The organism is Streptomyces sp. NPDC031379 (assembly GCF_055569615.1).
Genome location: NZ_JBVIIT010000003.1, coordinates 78,984 through 93,459 on the forward strand (window position 1 = coordinate 78,984; position 14,476 = coordinate 93,459).

Genomic DNA, 14,476 nt, shown 5'->3' on the forward strand with positions numbered 1-14,476 from the left:
CCGCCTACTTCCGCATCACGGCCGGCTCGTGCCGGCGCAGCAGCCGGGCGACCGCGAACCCGTAGAGGGCGGACAGCACCACCAGCATGGCCACGTCGAGCAGCCAGACGCCCGTCGAGTGCCGGAACAGCGGGTCGGCGGTCAGGTCCCCCGGCACGATCCGGGACAGTCCCACGGTGCCGGCCAGGGCGCCGAGCGCCCAGCGGGAGGGCACGAGCCAGGACAGCTGCTCGAGGCCGGGCACGCCGTCGAGGGGGAGCAGGGCTCCGCTGAAGACGACCTGGACGATGGCGAGCAGCACCAGCAGGGGCATGGTCACCTCCTCCTTGCGTACCAGCGCGGAGACCAGCAGGCCGAGCATCATCGCCGTGAACGCCAGCAGGGCGACGACCAGGGTGATCTCGGCGAGCGGCGGCAGCAGGACGCCCCGGCCGCCGGGGGCGTCGAGGTCGACGCCTAGGAGGGCGACGAGGGTGAGGACGACGGCCTGGGCGATCGTGACCGTGCCGAGCACCACCACCTTGGACAGCAGATAGGCCGACCGGGGCAGGCCGACGGCGCGTTCGCGCTGGTAGACGACGCGTTCCTTGACCAGTTCGCGCACCGCGTTGGCGGCGCCGGTCAGCACGGCGCCGACGCACAGGATGAGCAGTGCGTTCATCGCGGTGTCCCGGGTGAGTCCGCCGCCCGCGAGGACCCGGGCCATGGCGCCCATCACGAACGGCAGGGCGACCATGATCAGCAGGAAGGTGCGATCGGCGCTCAGGACGGCCGTGTAACGGCGGACCAGGGTGCCGAGCTGGGCTCCCCAGCTGCGCGGGCGGGGCGGGGGCGACGGGGCGATGGGGGCCGGGCCGGGGTGGCGCGGCTGGGTGGTGCATTCGGCGACGTAGTGCCGGTGGAACGGCGACTCGCGGTACTCCAGGGCCCAGTCCCGCTCCCGGTCGCGGTCGAAGGCCTCGAAGGCCTCGGGCCACTGCTCGAAGCCGAAGAAGGCGAGGGTGTCGCCGGGCGGGCCGTAGTAGGCGACCGTGCCGCCGGGCGCGAGCACCAGGAGGCGGTCGCAGACGCCGAGGCTCAGGACGCTGTGCGTGACCACGATGACCGTGCGGCCGTCGTCGGCGAGGACGCGCAGCATGTTCATCACCGACCGGTCCATGCCCGGGTCGAGGCCGGAGGTCGGCTCGTCGAGGAAGAGCAGCGAGGGTTTCGTGAGCAGCTCCAGGGCCACGCTGACGCGTTTGCGCTGACCGCCGGAGAGGCTGTGCACGGGCTGCTCCGCGCGCTGCTCGAGGCCCAGTTCCCGGATCACCTCGTCCACCCGGGCGCGACGCTCGGTCTTCCCGGTGTCCTCCGGGAAGCGCAGTTCGGCGGCGTAGGTCAGGGCGGCGCGCACGGTGAGCTGGGGATGCAGGATGTCGTCCTGCGGGACCAGGCCGATGCGCTGGCGCAGTTCGGCGTAGTCGCGGTACAGGTCGCGTCCGTCGTACAGGACGGTGCCGCGGTCGGCGGGGCGCTGCCCGGTCAGGGCGTTCAGCAGTGTGGACTTGCCGGCGCCGCTCGGTCCGACCACCGCGAGCAGGCACTTCTCCCCCACCGGGAAGGACACGTGGTCCAGGAGCACTTTGCGGTCGCGGTCGACGGTGACGGTGAGGTCCTGCACGTCGAGGGAGACCTCGCCGGTGTCGACGTACTCCTGGAGTTCGTCGCCGACCAGACAGAACGCGCAGTGCCCGATGCCGATGACGTCACCGGGGCCGACGGCGGCGTGGGTGGTGGGCCGGCCGTTGAGGTAGGTGCCGTTGTGGCTGTCGAGGTCGACGATCTCGTACGTGCCGTCGGGGCCGGCGTGCAGTTCGGCGTGGCGGCGGGAGACGGTCAGGTCGTCCACGACGAGGTCGTTGTCGGGGGCCCGGCCGATGCGGAGGTCGCGCACGGGCAGCGGGCGCACGCTGGTGGGCCGGCGGAAGGTGCCGGTCAGCTCGGGCAGCGACACCGCCGAGGGGCGGTCCGGGGCGGGTCGCGGAGCGCCGGTCAGGACGGCGCGGGGGCCGTCGGTGGGGTTGCCGAAGCGGACCTCGCTGCCGGGTCTGACCCGCCACTGTCCGATCCTGATGCCGTCGGCGTAGGTGCCGTTGGTGCTGTCCTGGTCCGCCAGGGTCCAGTGGTCGTGGGCGCAGCGCAGTACGGCGTGGTGCCACGAGACCCGGGCATCGTCGAAGACGATGTCGCTCAACGGGTCGCGCCCGACGTGGTAGTCGTGGCCCGGACTCATGACCGTGGAGCCCGTGTCGGTCTCCAGGACGAGTTCGGGCGCTGTCGGGGCGATCGGCCGCTCCGCCATGGTCAGAATTGTACCGATTCGTTCACATGTGCGCCCGCCGCTCGCCGCTCATCGGGGGACACGTCCGCCGCTCGTCCGACGTCGCACCCACGCCCATGCGGCGACGCGCCCACGCCCCTTCGGCGACCGGCGCCCGCGCTCGTTCAGCGACCCGCCCGAAGGCGTCCGACGACGACACCCGCCCCCGTCCGACGACCCACCCACCCCCGTCCGACGACGGCACCCCCACCCCGTTCGGTGAGGCCCCCGCCTCCGCTCGGCCCCGCGTGCCGCACCCTCTCGGGCCACGTGACCGCTCGCGCGAGCACCGCTCCGCCCGGACGCCCGTCACCCTCCCCACCCGGACACCCGTCGCCCCCCACCCGGCCCCGCCGCCACCCGCCCCGTCGGCGTGCGAGAGAGCCGTTGGCACGTGTCAGGCGACGGGTACGACGAGCGCCGGGAGGGTGCGCTGCATCCGCAGGGCGTCGATGGACTCGGCAAGCAGCTCGTACTCGGTGGTGTCGTCGCTTGCGGCGATCCGCACCAGCCGCCCGCCCGCCAGCTCGTCGGCGACCAGCTCCTGCTGGGCGTCGTCGGCGCACCAGGCCCGCAGCAGGGCGGGCACGTCGGCCACCGTGTCGGCGACCGGCACCAGCGCGCCCGCCGGAAAGGCGGCTTCCTCGGGGCTCGGATCGAGCCGCTCCGCGATCCAGGAGGCCCGGTCCCGCAGCCACCACAGCGCCAGCGCCAGGGTAGGCGCGCGATAGGTGCCGAGCGGTACGCCGATGCGCCTGCCGTCGCACATGCCGTACGCCGTGACATGGCACAGGAATTCGTCGTGCACGTCTCACTCCCCCGTCGCCTCGCTGGTGGCCGACCAGACCCTCGCTCTCCGTGCGGCTCCTGTGCGGTGAAGTGCCCCTGACGTTCGAGTATCGCCACTGGCGAAACAGAGTCACCATGACTTTCCGGCCAGTCTGTTGGCATATTCACCGCCCGTTCTGGCCGGATTGCGCCAGGCTGTGCGGCCGCCGGGCATGACTCCGGAGGTAATCGACCCGCCCCGCGCTCCTCCGGCATGGTGGTCACACCGGATCGGCGAACCCCGAATCCGGGCCCTGACCAGGAGTTACGACCTCGATGGAGGCTGATTCACCATGTCCGTGAACACGAACCGTTACGAGAGCGCCGCCGCCCGTTACTTCGAGGCCTGGAACGCCACCGAGCCGGCTGCCGTGGAGAAGGCGGTCGCCGCCGCGTGGACCGCGGACGGCGGCTACACCGACCCGCTCGCCGAGGTCCGCGGGCACGAGCAGATCGCGGCCGTGATCGCGGCGGCCCACGAGCAGTTCCCGGGCTTCGTGTTCCGTCCGCTCGGCGCGGTGGACGGGCATCACGACACCGCGCGCTTCGGCTGGGAGCTGGTGAACGAGGCCGACGGCTCCGCACCGGTGGCCGGGTTCGACGTGGTCACGCTGGACGAGGAAGGCCGCATCCGGCAGGTGCTGGGCTTCCTGGACCGGGTGCCGGCCGGCGCCTGAGGGCACCCGGCCGGCGACGAGTTCCGCCGCGTGCGGTGGTCTGCCCCGGTGAACGGACCGGTGGACGCCTGGACGCGGGATCCACCGAGGTCCTGCGGAGGACTACGCGGAAGAGCGGCCGGACCTATGTGGTCCGGCCGCAGGGCGATCGGGAAGGAGGCGGGCGACCGGGTGACCGTCCGCCTCGAGGAACGGCCCGGCTGACGCCCCCCCTGCTGCGCGAACGGGCTACGGCCGCACGATCGCGTCGATCCGGGCCAGCTCCTCGGCGTCGAAGTCGAGGTTGCGGATGGCGCCGACGCTGTCCTCGATCTGCCGCGCGCTGCTCGCGCCGACCAGGGCGGAGGTGACCCTGCCGCCGCGCAGCACCCAGGCCAGGGCCAGCTGGGCCAGGCTCTGGCCGCGGGACTTGGCGATCTCGTCCAGGGCCCGAAGACGGCCGACGAGGTCCTCGGTCACCGCGTCCGAGTTCAGGAAGGGGCTGTCACTCGCCGCGCGGGAGCCCTCCGGGATGCCGTCGAGGTAGCGGCCGGTGAGCAGGCCCTGCTCCAGCGGGGAGTACACGATGGAGCCGACCTGGAGTTCGTCCAGGGCGTCGAGCAGGCCGCCGTCCTCGGGGCGCCGGTCGAGCATCGAGTAGCGCGGCTGGTGGATGAGGAGCGGGGTGCCGAGGTCGGCGAGGATGCGGGCGGCCTCACGGGTCTGCTCGGCGGAGTAGTTGGAGACGCCGACGTAGAGCGCCTTGCCCTGCTGCACGGCCGAGTGCAGCGCGCCCATCGTCTCCTCGAGCGGAGTCTGAGGGTCGGGACGGTGCGAGTAGAAGATGTCGACGTAGTCCAGGCCCATCCGCGACAGGCTCTGGTCGAGCGAGGAGAGCACGTACTTGCGCGAGCCCCATTCGCCGTACGGGCCGGGCCACATGAGGTAGCCGGCCTTGGTGGAGATGACCAGCTCGTCGCGGTACGGCGCGAAGTCGGCCTTCAGGGCCTCGCCGAGCGCGGACTCGGCGGCGCCGGGCGGCGGGCCGTAGTTGTTGGCCAGGTCGAAGTGGGTGATGCCGAGGTCGAAGGCGCGGCGCAGGATGGCGCGCTGGGTGTCGACGGGCCGGTCGGGCCCGAAGTTGTGCCACAGGCCGAGCGACAGCGCGGGAAGCTTCAGGCCGCTGCGTCCGGTGCGCCGGTAGGGCATGTCGGCGTAACGGTCGGTGTGTGCGGTGTACAACGCGACTCCAGAGGGGTTGGCACAAGATCTACCAGTTCCACTCTTCACCGAACCGCGGGCAGCGGTCCAACAGAAGAATCCGATGGAATTGTGCGGCTAGGCTTCTCAATCATGGAACTGCGCCATCTCCAGCACTTCGTCGCCGTCGCCGAGGACCAGCACTTCACGCGGGCCGCCGAACGCCTGATGGTGTCGCAGTCCGGTCTGTCGGCGTCCATCAGGGCGCTGGAGCGGGAGCTGCGGGCACCGCTGTTCGTGCGCACCACCCGCCGGGTGACGCTCACCGAGGCGGGGCGCGCGCTGCTGGCGGAGGCCGAGCGGATCCTGGCACAGGTGCGCTCGGCGCACGAGGCGGTGGCGGCGGTCCAAGGCGTGCTGCGCGGCACGCTGGCGCTGGGTACCGAGCAGTGCATCGCCGGGGTGCACGTGGCCCGGCTCCTGGCGGCGTTCCGTGGCCGGCATCCGGACGTGGAGATCCGGCTGCGGCAGGCGGGCTCGGGCGCGCTGGCCGAGGAGGTCGCGGCCGGGCGGCTCGACCTGGCCTTCGCCTACCGCACCCAGGCCGACACCGACCAGCTGCGCTCGGTGTCGCTGACCAGCGAGCCGATGACCGTGCTGTGCCATCCCAGCCACCGCCTGGCCGCGGCCGCCGCCGTCCTCGACCCGGGCGACCTCACCGGCGAGGTCTTCGTCGACTTCCACCCCGACTGGGGTCCGCGCCGCGCCACCGACGCCGCCTTCGCCGCGGCCGGCGTCCGGCGCACGGTCGCGCTGGAGGTCAACGACGTGCACAGCCTGCTGGATCTCGTCGACGAGAACCTCGGGATCGCGGTCGTACCCCGCCACTTCCGGCACAAGCGGCCCTCGCTGACGGCGCTGCCGCTGAAGGGCTCGGGCGAGGCGGAGTACGAGACCGTCGCCCTGCTGCCACCGGAAGGGGCCACCAGCCCCGCCGCCCGCGCGCTCGTCACCCTTCTCGAGTCAGAGGGCCTGGCACCCTTCCCGGACGGGCCCCAGGCGTCCTGACTCCGGCCGTCCGCGGTTCGCGCGACGGCGGGAGCCGGATCCCGGACGCGTGAGCGCCGGCTCTTTGGGATGGTGGGGGGTATGCATGCGAAGGACATCCTCATCGACGGCTACGGCCGCATCCAGGAAGAAGTCCATGCCGCCGTCGACGGCCTCGGACCGGACGAGCTGCACCACCGCCCGGCGCCCGGCGCCAACTCCGTCGCCTGGCTGGTCTGGCACCTCACCCGGGTGCAGGACGACCACATCGCCGACGCCTTCGACCTCGACCAGGTGTGGCTCTCCCAGGACTGGGAGAAGCGCTTCGGCCTCGACCTGCCCCGGCACGACACCGGCTACGGGCACAGCCCGGCCAAGGTCGCCAAGGTGCGGGTCGACTCGGCGGACCTGCTGACGGGGTACTACGACGCCGTGCACGAGCAGACCCTGGGGGCGCTGCGCGGGCTGGCGGCCAAGGATCTCGAACGTGTCGTCGACGAGCGCTGGGACCCCCCGGTCACGCTGGGCGTCCGCCTGGTGAGCGTCCTGTCCGACGACCTTCAGCACATCGGACAGGCCGCCTACCTGAGGGGACTGGTTCAGAGCGCGGCCGCGTAGCCCGGCAGCACGACGTCCTCGATGAGGGCGTTGCGCTCGTCGAACGGGATGAAGGCGCTCTTGAGGGCGTTCACCGTGACCGTGCGCAGGTCCTCGACCGTCCAGCCCGCCTCCTCGACCAGCAGGGACATCTCCCGGGTCATGGTCGTGCCCGACACCAGGCGGTTGTCGGTGTTGAGGGTGACCCGGAAGCCGAGGTCCTTCAGCGTGGTGATCGGGTGCTCGGCGATCGAGGTGGCGCAGCCGGTCTGCAGGTTGGAGGTGGGGCACATCTCCAGGGCGACCCGGCGGTCGCGCACCCAGGACGCGAGGCGGCCGAGCTTGCCGTCCACGATGTCCTCGGTGATGCGCACGCCGTGGCCGATGCGCTGGGCGCCGCACACCTGCAGCGCCTGGTGGATGCTGGGCAGGCCGTGCGCCTCGCCGGCGTGGATGGTGAAGGGCACGCTCTCGCGGCGCAGGTGCTCGAAGGCCTCGAGGTGGTCGGCGGGCGGGAAGCCGTCCTCGGCTCCGGCGATGTCGAAGCCGACGACACCGGCGTCGCGGTAGACGACGGCCAGGTCGGCGGCCTCGCGGACGCGGTCGAACATCCGCATGCCGCAGAGCAGGGTGCCGACCCGGACGGGGGTACCGGCGGCGGCCGCCTTGGCCATACCGGCGGCGAGGCCCTCCTGGACGGTCTCCACGACCTCGTTCAGGGTCAGTCCGCCCTGGGTGTTCAGCTCGGGCGCGTAGCGCACCTCGGCGTAGACGACACCGTCGGCCGCCAGGTCGAGGACGTACTCCTCGGCGACGCGCAGCAGGCCCTCACGGGTCTGCATGACGGCGAGGGTGTGCTCGAAGGTGGCTATGTAGCGGACCAGGTCGCCCGAGTTGGCGGCCTCGAAGTACCAGGCGGCCAGCTCGTCGGGGTCGGTGGTGGGCAGTGTGTGGCCGACCGCGGCCGCGAGTTCGACGACGGTGGCGGGGCGCAGGCCGCCGTCGAGGTGGTCGTGGAGCACGGCCTTGGGGAGCCGGCGGAGGGTCTCGGTGTCGATGCGGGGCGCGGTCATGGCAGGGGCTTTCCTCGGCAGGTGGTTCGGGGGGGATCAGGCGGCGGGCTGGAGCAGGTCCCAGCGGTTGCCGTACAGGTCCTGGAAGACGGCCACGGTGCCGTACGGCTCGTGGCGCGGTTCCTCCAGGAAGGTCACGCCGGCCGCGGTCATCCGGGCGTGGTCGCGGGCGAAGTCGTCGGTGTGCAGGAAGAACCCGACGCGTCCGCCGGTCTGGTCGCCGACGCGGGACCGCTGGTCCTCGTCCTTGGCGCGGGCCAGCAGCAGAGCGGTGGCACCGGCGTCACCGCCGGGTTCCACGACCACCCAGCGCGAGCCGTCGGGGCGCGGGGCGTCCTCGGCCAGCCGGAAGCCGAGGGCCTCGGTGTAGAAGCGGACGGCCTCGTCGTAGTCGTCGACGACAAGGGTGACCAGGGCGACGCGTCGCATCGGTACCTTCCGGTGGGGGTGGTTAGCCGGTGAGGTTATACGTAAAACTTCGCGGGCGCCAGTCCTTGTTCTACGCGCGTTGCGACATGGCGGGGGCGAGCGTCCCGTCAGGGCCTTTCCTCGCCCTGGGCGACCTCGACACGGTGGTGGAAGTCGACCGTCCCGGTGACCGAGGCAAGACAGGAGACGGCGGTGCAGGCGACGAGGAGAACGGTGATCGCGCGGCCGCGGCGGGGCACGACGCGAGGGGCGCCCAGGAGGGCCTGGACGCGCTGCGGCACGGGCCCGCCCGCCGCACCGGCGGCGAAGCGCGGGCGCGCGGTGCGGGCGGCCCGGCCGGCGAGGGCCGCGCGGGCGATCGCCCGGGCGGTCAGCCGACGGTCGCCGACGGCGGCCGCGGCGGCCTCGTCGGCGGCGCGCTCGGCGGCGAGGCGGATCGTCTCGCGGACCGGGCGCAGCGCGGGATGGCAGTGGGCGGCGAGTTCCGCGACGGCGAGGAAGTAGTGGTGGCCGCCTTCGTTGTGCGCCCGCTCGTGGGCGAACAACGCCTCGCGCTCGGGGCCGTCCAGGCTGCGGAGCATGGCGGTGGTGACGACGATGCGGTGCGGGCGGCCGGGCAGCGCGTAGGCGTCGGGGTGGGGCGAGTCCACCACGCACAGGTCACCGGCGACAGGCCCGCGCCCGGCCTCCGCCCGGGCCGCCCGGAAGGCACGGCCCTGGCGCAGCGCGGAGCGGACGAGGGTCCAGCCGCCCACGGCCAGGACGCCGACCGAGGTGGCGGCGGCCGGGACGACGAAGACGGCGGAGGCGGTGTGCAACGGGTGGACCAGCTCGCCGAGCGTGGCGAAGAGCGGCAGCCGCAGCAGCCCGATGAGGACGAAGGCGCCGAGGGCGGCCAGTGAGCACCCGGCGAGGACGACCGCGCAGACGGTGACGGCCCACAGCGCGGCGACCGGGGCCAGCCGGTCCGCGGTCCGCCGGGCCAGGGCCGGCAGGGCGAACGGCAGCAGCAGGGGCAGCAGGAGCAGGAGGGTCATCGGTCGTCGTCGGAGGCGAGCAGTTCCCGCAGGACGCGTTCGTCGTCGGGGCTGAGCTGGGCGACGAAACGCGCGAGGACGGTCTCGCGGTCGCTGCCGCGGTCCAGTTCACTGTGCATCCGGCGGGCGGTGAGACCGTGGGCGTCCTGGACGTCCCGGACGGGGGCATACGCATACCCGCGGCCCTGGCGCTGCCGGTCGACGACTCCCTTGTCGTGCAGGCGGGTGAGGATCGTCGTCACCGTCGTACGGGCGAGGTCCGCACCGAGGCTCCGCTGGACCTGGCCGGGCGTCCGGGGCGCGCCGGCGGCCCAGAGCGCGGCCAGGACGCTCGCCTCGAGTTCACCGGCCGGCCGGCGTTCGTCCTTTGCGTCGGTCATGGGAACGATCCTCACCCCGTCCCGTCCGCCCTCCGGCAGACGTCTACAGGATTGTAGTTGGCCGACTTCCGGCGCCGCGCTGATAAAATCGGGTGTCCTATCCGCTTCTGCCCTCTTCGGTTCCGCCGCATCGCCTCGGGCGTCACCCCGGCCGCGGCACCGGACCGTCGGGCACGAAGGCTGTGACGTCGGCATGAGGAGTCCCCGGGCCGGCGCCCGCCGCGCGGCTGTACCGGTGGCGTGCGCGGCCCTGCTGGTCACGGGCTGCGCCTCCCCCTCGGGGGCGAGTTCCACAGTCGTGTCCGTCGTGCCACCCGCACCCGCGGCGACGGCGGGCGCCTGCGATCCCTCTCCGTCCGCGCTGAAGCACGTCGATCCGGCCGCGCTCCGGTCCGCCGTGCAGCGCGCGGCGAAGAAGCTCATGGTTCCCGGCGCGGTGGTGCTGCTCCGCACCCCGCAGGGAACCTTCCGGGTGACCGTCGGTACGACCGAGTGGGGCAGGGCCGAGCCGCCCACCACGGGGGACCACTTCCGGATCGCCTCCAACACCAAGACGATGACCTCGGCGCTGATCCTCCTCCTCGCCCAGGACGGCAGGCTCCGTCTGAGCGACCCGGTGTCCGACTACGTTCCCGGGGTGCCGGGCGGCGAGCACATCACCATCGCCGAGCTGCTGAAGATGCGCAGCGGACTGTACGACTACACCTCCGCGCCCGAACTCGCGGCCGCCATGGACGCCGATCCGGGCAAGGCGCGCACACCGCAGGAGATGCTGGCCATCGCGTTCCGGCGCCCGCCGAACTTCGCGCCCGGCACGTCCTTCGAGTACAGCAACACCAACTACCTGCTGCTGGGCCTGGTCGCCGAGAAGGCCGGTGGCCGACCGCTGGGCGAGCAGTTCCGGGACCGGCTGTTCACCCCGCTCGGTCTGGCGGGGACCTCGCTGCCCGGCGCCCACGACCTCTCCCTCCCCGCTCCCTTCTCGCACGGCTACATGTACGGCGGATCGACGTACGCGCTGGTCGACCAGCCCTATCCCGCGGACCTTCAGGCGGCGGCCCGGTCCGGGAAGCTGCGGCCGGTGGACTACACCCGTCAGAACCCCTCCTACGCCACCGCCGCCGGCGGGGCCGTCTCCACCGCCGACGACCTGGCCACCTGGATCCGGGCCCTGGTGACGGGCAAGGTCCTCGGCCCCGCCGTCCAGCACCAGTGGCTCCGCAGCCCGCAGGCCGAGGACCCGGCCGAACCCGACGGGAAGAAGTACGGGTACGGCATCGCCCACCAGCGCTTCGGCCCGAACGCCGCGATGTACTACCACGGCGGTGAACTCCCCGGCTACAACTCCTTCATCGGGTACGACCCGGACAACGAGGTCACGCTCGTGATCTGGACGAACCTGACCCTGTCGCCCGACGGCCGAACGACGGCCAACGCCCTGCTGCCCACCGTCCTCGACCAGGTCTACGCCGGCCTGTGCCTCCCGACCGGCTAGGGCGGCCACGTCAGCCTGTCTGTGTGCGGGCCTCGTCGAGCCGCGCCAGGTCCTCGGCGGTGAGCCGCAGCGCGCCGGCCGCGACGTTCTCGACCAGGTGGCCGGGGTCGCCGGTGCCGGGGATGGCGAGGACGTGCGGGCCCTGGTGCAGCGTCCAGGCGATGCGGACCTGCGCGGGGCTCACGCCGTGGGCCCGGGCGACGGTGAGCACCGCTTCGTCGTGAGCGGTCCCCGCACCACGCTCTCCGGCGTCTCCGGCGACGGCGTAGAAGGGGACGAAGGCGATGCCGTGCTCGCCGCACAGCCGCAGCACCTCGTCGTCGGCGGGGGCGGGGCGGTCCACGGCGTAGCGGTTCTGCACGCTCACCACGGGCGCGATCTCCAGCGCCTCGCCCAGATGCCGGGGTTCGACGGCGGAGATCCCGAGATGACGGATCAGCCCTGCCTCGCGCAACTCGGCGAGGGCGCCGAAGTGTTCGGCGATGGACTCCTGACGCATCCGGCGGAGATAGACGACATCGAGGTGGTCGCGACCGAGCTGACGCAGGTTCTCCTCGACGTGCCCGCGGAGCTGGTCGGGCCGGGCGGAGGTGCCCCACTCGCCGTGGCAGTCGCGAAAGGGCCCGACCTTGGTGACGACGACCAGGTCGTCGGGGTACGGGGACAGCGCGGTGTTGATGAGTTCGTTGGCGGAGCGCAGCGAGGAGAAGTAGAAGGCCGCCGTGTCGATGTGGTTCACACCGAGTTCGACGGCCTTGCGCAGGACGGCGATCGACCGTTCCCGGTCGCTGGGAGTGCCGAGGTGGAAGGCGGCGCTGCCCGTCAGCCGCATCGCACCGAAGCCGATCCGGTGGACGGGCAGGTCGCCGAGTTCCCAGGTGCCGGAGGCGTCCGCGGTGATCGTTTCAGCAGTCATCGGCGGAGTCTCGCACACGCCCCCGGCCGGGTGTCAGCAATACAGGTTGGCGCCCGGTGAGACCCCGAGGATCTGGCTGAAGCGCTGGTAGGCGGAGACCCGGCTCTGCACCTGCGCGGGATTCTTGCCGTCGCACTCGAGGGAGCCGTTGATGCTGCGGATGGTCTGGCCGAAGCCGGCGCCGCTCACCATCGCGTTGTGCGCGGTCATGCTGCCGGGCCCGGTCTGTGTGTTCCAGTACCACAGGCCGGTCTTCCAGGCGACGGACGCGTTGTTCTGGACCAGGTAGGGGTTGTTGAGCAGGTCGATGCCGAGCGCGTCGCCCGCGGCCTTGTAGTTGAAGTTCCAGGAGAGCTGGATGGGGCCGCGCCCGTAGTAGGCGGACTGTCCGGCGGGACAGCCGTACGGCCGGCTCCAGTCGCAGTAATGGGGGTAGTTGGCGGTGTTCTGCTCGACGACGTACACCAGGCCGCCGGTCTCGTGGTTGACGTTGGCGAGGAAGGCGGCCGCCTCCTGCTTTTTCACGGTGTCGCTGCCAGTGTTCGCGAAGCCGGGGTAGGAGCCGAGGGCGGCGGTCAGGCCGCTGTAGGTGTAGAAGGAATTCCGGTTCGGGAACATCTGGTTGAACTGCGCCTCGCTGACCACGAACCCTGCGGCGGAAGCCGTGGGGGGCGGCCTGGAGCACCAGGGCGGTGGTTCCCAGGGCCAGGGAGGTCAGGATCGCGGCGATACGGTGCCTCAACACGGTTCAACTCCTTTGCGGAGCACGGCCGCGCCCGCCGCGGGGGCGGAAGCGGCCGTGGTGGGGGTGAGGCACACTCAACCGCTTTGGTATGTACCAGTCAAGGGTGTAGACCAGTCAATCGCTCATCGATTGCGCCGGCGAACACCATGGCGGCGCACTGGAGTCGGGCGGTGGCGACGCACAGAAGTCGGGCCCGGCCGCACACGCGGCCGGGCCCGGGGTCCGTGGGGGGTCAGCTCAGCGGCTTCGCCAGGATCGCCTTGCGGTGACTGAACGTCTCGATGGAATAGCGGCCGTGGTAGCTGCCCATGCCGCTCTCCCCCACACCGCCGAACGGCAGGTCGGAGACGGTGAGGTGGGCGAGGGGCAGGCCGTGGCCGAGGCCGCCGGAGGAGGTCTCGGCGGCGATGCGCGCCCGGGTCGTGTCGGACTCGCTGAAGACGTACAACGCGAGCGGCTTGTCACGGTCGTTGATGAAACCGATCGCCTCGTCCAGACCGGCCACGGTGACGACCGGCAGGATCGGACCGAAGATCTCCTCCCCCATGACGGGCGACTCGGGGTCGACGTCGGCGAGGACGGTGGGCGCGATGTACTTGGCCGTGCGGTCGCTCGCGCCGCCGACCACGACGCGGCCCGAGCCGAGCAGGCCGGAGAGCCGGTCGAAGTGCCGCTCGTTGACGATCCGGCCGTACTCGGGCGAGGCCGCCGGGTCGGCCCCGAACAGCGCCTCGACCGAGCGGGCCAGCGCGGACTCCAGGGCGGTGGCGGTCTCGGGGTCGGTCAGCACGTAGTCCGGGGCGACACAGGTCTGGCCGGCGTTGAGGAACTTGCCGCGCGCGAGCCGGTCGGCGACCACGTCGAGATCGGTACCGCGGTCCACGAACACCGGGGACTTGCCGCCGAGTTCGAGGGTGACGGGGGTGAGGTGCTCGGCGGCGGCGCGCATCACGATGCGGCCCACCGTGCCGTTGCCGGTGTAGAAGATGTGGTCGAAGCGCTCGGCCAGCAGGGCCGTGGTCTCCGGGATGCCGCCCTCGACGACGGCGACCGCGTCGGTGTCGAGGTAGGCCGGGATCAGCCCGGCCAGCGCGGCCGAGGTGGCCGGGGCCAGCTCGCTCGGCTTGGCGACGACCGCGTTCCCGGAGGCCAGCGCGCCGACCAGGGGGGCGAGCAGGAGCTGCGCCGGATAGTTCCAGGGTGCGATGACGAGGACGACGCCGAGCGGGTCGTACTGCGTCCAGGCCGTCGCGTCGGCACCGAGGTGCGCCGGGACGGGGGCAGGCTCGGGGCGCAGCCACTCGTCCAGGTGCTCGAGGGTGTGGTCGATCTCCCGGACGGTGAAGTCGATCTCTGTGCGGTAGGCCTCGGTGCTGCTCTTGCCCAGGTCGGCGTGGAGGGCGGCGGCGAGGTCGGCGCCGCGTTCCGTGAGCATCGCGCGCAGGCGGCGCAGCTGGGCGGTGCGCCACTCGACGGGCTTGGTGCGGCCGGTTCCGAAGGTGGCGCGCAGCCGGGCCACGATGTCGGCGGGCTGCTCGGTGGTGGAGTCGTTCACGGGTGCCTCGCTGGTGGTGCACGGGCTGATGGGCCCGAGCCCGGGGTCTCGACGTCAGATGTAAACGCCAACCTTTCAGGACCTCAAGTTAATTCCGGCGGCTCTCTGTGACGTCGGTCACGTCGGCTCCGCTCCCCGGTTCGGGCGGAAGAGTTC

At 72.2% G+C, this 14,476-nt stretch carries 13 protein-coding genes and 1 pseudogene; 4 read left to right on the forward strand and 10 right to left on the reverse strand.

What is annotated here, in order from left to right:
• Positions 1–4: 4 nt before the first annotated feature.
• Together ACZ5CW_RS05230 and ACZ5CW_RS05235 are read right to left on the reverse strand one after the other, a co-directional pair.
• Positions 5–2,344: an ABC transporter ATP-binding protein/permease gene (locus ACZ5CW_RS05230; protein WP_468598522.1), complete on the reverse strand. Its 2,340-nt coding sequence runs from the start codon at positions 2,342–2,344 to the stop codon at positions 5–7.
• Positions 2,345–2,759: 415 nt separating this feature from the next.
• Positions 2,760–3,170 (reverse strand): hypothetical protein, encoded by a 411-nt coding sequence (locus tag ACZ5CW_RS05235; RefSeq protein WP_468598524.1) that lies wholly within the window; start codon positions 3,168–3,170, stop codon positions 2,760–2,762.
• Between the two features lie 313 nt (positions 3,171–3,483).
• On the opposite strand from ACZ5CW_RS05235, the gene ACZ5CW_RS05240 reads away from it, so the two are divergent.
• Positions 3,484–3,867, forward strand: coding sequence for a nuclear transport factor 2 family protein (locus tag ACZ5CW_RS05240; protein ID WP_468598526.1), 384 nt, complete (start codon positions 3,484–3,486; stop codon positions 3,865–3,867).
• A 228-nt stretch (positions 3,868–4,095) separates the two neighbouring features.
• On the opposite strand, the gene mgrA is transcribed toward ACZ5CW_RS05240, so the two are convergent.
• Positions 4,096–5,088, reverse strand: coding sequence for an L-glyceraldehyde 3-phosphate reductase (mgrA, locus tag ACZ5CW_RS05245; protein ID WP_468598528.1), 993 nt, complete (start codon positions 5,086–5,088; stop codon positions 4,096–4,098).
• Positions 5,089–5,199: 111 nt separating this feature from the next.
• Between mgrA and ACZ5CW_RS05250 the strand changes: the two genes are divergently transcribed.
• The gene (locus ACZ5CW_RS05250; protein WP_468598529.1) at positions 5,200–6,114 is read left to right on the forward strand and encodes a LysR family transcriptional regulator; all 915 of its coding nucleotides are present in this window, start codon (positions 5,200–5,202) and stop codon (positions 6,112–6,114) included.
• 81 nt (positions 6,115–6,195) lie between these two features.
• A complete protein-coding gene (locus tag ACZ5CW_RS05255) occupies positions 6,196–6,711 on the forward strand; it encodes a mycothiol transferase (RefSeq protein ID WP_468598530.1) in 516 nt (171 codons plus the stop codon).
• On the opposite strand, the gene ACZ5CW_RS05260 is transcribed toward ACZ5CW_RS05255, so the two are convergent.
• From ACZ5CW_RS05260 to ACZ5CW_RS05275, 4 genes are all read right to left on the reverse strand, one after another.
• On the reverse strand, positions 6,693–7,763 hold the full coding sequence (locus ACZ5CW_RS05260) for an adenosine deaminase (RefSeq protein ID WP_468598532.1): 1,071 nt from the start codon (positions 7,761–7,763) through the stop codon (positions 6,693–6,695). The two genes, ACZ5CW_RS05255 and ACZ5CW_RS05260, sit on opposite strands and share 19 nt — an antisense overlap.
• 36 nt (positions 7,764–7,799) lie before the next feature.
• Positions 7,800–8,192: a VOC family protein gene (locus ACZ5CW_RS05265; protein WP_468598534.1), complete on the reverse strand. Its 393-nt coding sequence runs from the start codon at positions 8,190–8,192 to the stop codon at positions 7,800–7,802.
• A gap of 107 nt (positions 8,193–8,299) precedes the next feature.
• Positions 8,300–9,229, reverse strand: coding sequence for a M48 family metalloprotease (locus ACZ5CW_RS05270; protein WP_468598536.1), 930 nt, complete (start codon positions 9,227–9,229; stop codon positions 8,300–8,302).
• Positions 9,226–9,609 carry a BlaI/MecI/CopY family transcriptional regulator gene (locus ACZ5CW_RS05275; protein ID WP_468598537.1) on the reverse strand — a complete coding sequence of 128 codons (384 nt, stop codon included), beginning with the start codon at positions 9,607–9,609 and terminating at the stop codon, positions 9,226–9,228. Before ACZ5CW_RS05275 ends, ACZ5CW_RS05270 begins: the two co-directional genes overlap by 4 nt.
• A gap of 307 nt (positions 9,610–9,916) precedes the next feature.
• Between ACZ5CW_RS05275 and ACZ5CW_RS05280 the strand changes: the two genes are divergently transcribed.
• Positions 9,917–11,104, forward strand: a complete 1,188-nt coding sequence (locus ACZ5CW_RS05280) for a serine hydrolase domain-containing protein (protein ID WP_468598539.1) — start codon at positions 9,917–9,919, stop codon at positions 11,102–11,104.
• A 10-nt stretch (positions 11,105–11,114) separates the two neighbouring features.
• Here ACZ5CW_RS05280 and ACZ5CW_RS05285 read toward each other — a convergent pair whose 3' ends face one another.
• The 3 genes and pseudogenes from ACZ5CW_RS05285 to ACZ5CW_RS05295 form a co-directional block, all read right to left on the reverse strand.
• Positions 11,115–12,020, reverse strand: a complete 906-nt coding sequence (locus ACZ5CW_RS05285) for an aldo/keto reductase (RefSeq protein WP_468598541.1) — start codon at positions 12,018–12,020, stop codon at positions 11,115–11,117.
• Positions 12,021–12,053: 33 nt separating this feature from the next.
• Positions 12,054–12,674: pseudogene (locus tag ACZ5CW_RS05290) on the reverse strand (chitinase); the annotation flags it as partial.
• Positions 12,675–12,997: 323 nt separating this feature from the next.
• Positions 12,998–14,320, reverse strand: a complete 1,323-nt coding sequence (locus ACZ5CW_RS05295; RefSeq protein ID WP_468598543.1) for an aldehyde dehydrogenase family protein — start codon at positions 14,318–14,320, stop codon at positions 12,998–13,000.
• Positions 14,321–14,476 lie beyond the last annotated feature (156 nt).

Excerpts from the sequence above, each read along its gene's own strand:
- ACZ5CW_RS05230 (WP_468598522.1), bottom strand. The coding sequence starts at position 2,344 with ATGGCGGAGCGGCCGATCGCCCCGACAGCGCCCGAACTCGTCCTGGAG.
- ACZ5CW_RS05240 (WP_468598526.1), top strand. The coding sequence starts at position 3,484 with ATGTCCGTGAACACGAACCGTTACGAGAGCGCCGCCGCCCGTTACTTC.
- ACZ5CW_RS05250 (WP_468598529.1), top strand. The coding sequence starts at position 5,200 with ATGGAACTGCGCCATCTCCAGCACTTCGTCGCCGTCGCCGAGGACCAG.
- ACZ5CW_RS05255 (WP_468598530.1), top strand. The coding sequence starts at position 6,196 with ATGCATGCGAAGGACATCCTCATCGACGGCTACGGCCGCATCCAGGAA.
- ACZ5CW_RS05260 (WP_468598532.1), bottom strand. The coding sequence starts at position 7,763 with ATGACCGCGCCCCGCATCGACACCGAGACCCTCCGCCGGCTCCCCAAG.
- ACZ5CW_RS05265 (WP_468598534.1), bottom strand. The coding sequence starts at position 8,192 with ATGCGACGCGTCGCCCTGGTCACCCTTGTCGTCGACGACTACGACGAG.
- ACZ5CW_RS05270 (WP_468598536.1), bottom strand. The coding sequence starts at position 9,229 with ATGACCCTCCTGCTCCTGCTGCCCCTGCTGCTGCCGTTCGCCCTGCCG.
- ACZ5CW_RS05275 (WP_468598537.1), bottom strand. The coding sequence starts at position 9,609 with ATGACCGACGCAAAGGACGAACGCCGGCCGGCCGGTGAACTCGAGGCG.
- ACZ5CW_RS05285 (WP_468598541.1), bottom strand. The coding sequence starts at position 12,020 with ATGACTGCTGAAACGATCACCGCGGACGCCTCCGGCACCTGGGAACTC.